This window comes from Spirillospora sp. NPDC000708, assembly GCF_040299565.1.
Taxonomy (GTDB): Bacteria; Actinomycetota; Actinomycetes; order Streptosporangiales; family Streptosporangiaceae; genus Spirillospora.
Map to the genome: position 1 here is coordinate 1 of NZ_JBEPCJ010000240.1, position 1,384 is coordinate 1,384.

General features: G+C 37.2%; 2 protein-coding genes. Both read right to left on the reverse strand.

The features are described from left to right. The coding region (gene oppB, locus ABT299_RS52680) for a murein tripeptide/oligopeptide ABC transporter permease OppB (protein WP_500255481.1) at nt 1-718 on the reverse strand (718 nt) is incomplete at its 3' end. Continuing rightward, nucleotides 699-1,384, reverse strand: a 686-nt coding sequence (gene oppF / locus ABT299_RS52685) for a murein tripeptide/oligopeptide ABC transporter ATP-binding protein OppF (protein WP_500255482.1), incomplete at its 5' end; no start/stop codon positions are given. The genes oppF and oppB, both read right to left, overlap by 20 nt.

Sequence of the window (1,384 nt, forward strand, 5' to 3'; positions counted from 1 at the left end):
CATTTCTCAAAATATGACGTCTAAAAATCACTTTTTCCTTAACCCCTTTGGCTCGAGCCGTTCGTACATAATCTTGTGTTTGTTCATCTAAAATTCCTGAGCGGAAGTAAGTAAAGATTCCAACTGTTCCAAAGACCGCCAAACTAAAAGCCGGAAGAATCATGTGATAAATCTTACTAAAGAAAACAGGAATTATTCCCATCGCATCTGGACTTACCGTCCCACCTGTCGGAAACCAATTAAGACTATAACCAAAGATAAAGATAATCAAGAGATAGAATACGTAAGGTGGAATACCAAAAGTAATTGAATTATAGGTCAACCACAATTGGTCTTGCCATTTTCCTTCATTTCGAGCTGCAACTATCGACATCGGAATAGCAAATAAGTAAGTTAAAATAACTGACAAAAGTGACATCCAAAAAGTATTAATCGCTCTATGTCCAATGACAGTCATCACAGGCTCTTTGAGATTATAGGACATTCCTAAATTCCCATGTATGGCATTCCCTAGCCACCTGAGATACTGCTCCCACCAAGGGTCATATAAACCTGCTGCCCGTCTTAATGCTTCAACTTCATGTGGGTCGGTATGAGGACCAATCAACCCTGAAAAAGGATCACCAGGCATCAATTTAGCAAAGAAGAAAACAAGAATACTCAAGATAAATAATTGAGGGATCATCAATAAAATACGTCTAATAATTACTTTCCACATTTTCCCCTCCTTTTGGCAAAGCAGCCCAATGACTTTCACTTAATTTTTTTAAGGGCAAAGCGTGTCCATCTTTGTCATAAAAATTTGCTTTTTTATCCTCAAAGTCTTGTTCAACTTTTAGACGGTTTTTCCGATTTTCCGCTCTTCTTGTAACATCAATCGAAGGGATAGCAGATAAGAGTCGTTTAGTATAAATGTGCTGTGGCTCATCAAAAATATCTCTTCGTGTTCCTTTTTCGACAATTCGACCGTTGTGCATGACTGCAATATTATCAGTCATATGGCGGACAACCCCTAAATCATGAGAAATAAAAAGAAATGCAATTCCCAAGTCCTTTTGAATGAGCTTCATGAAATTCAAAACCTGAGCTTGAACAGATAAGTCTAATGCTGAAACTGGTTCATCGGCCACAATTAACTTAGGATTAGTAGCAACTGCCCGTGCGATTCCAATTCTTTGTTGTTGACCTCCAGAAAATTGGAAAGGATACTGTTCTAAAGCTTGTTTAGGTAGTCCAACAATATCCAATAATTCATGAATCCGTTTATTTTCCGTATTAGCATCTATTTTTTCAAAATTTCGAATAGGCTCCGCAATGATATCGTAAATTGTTTTCCGTGGATTCAAACTCGAAAATGCATCTTGAAAAATCATTTGAACATCTT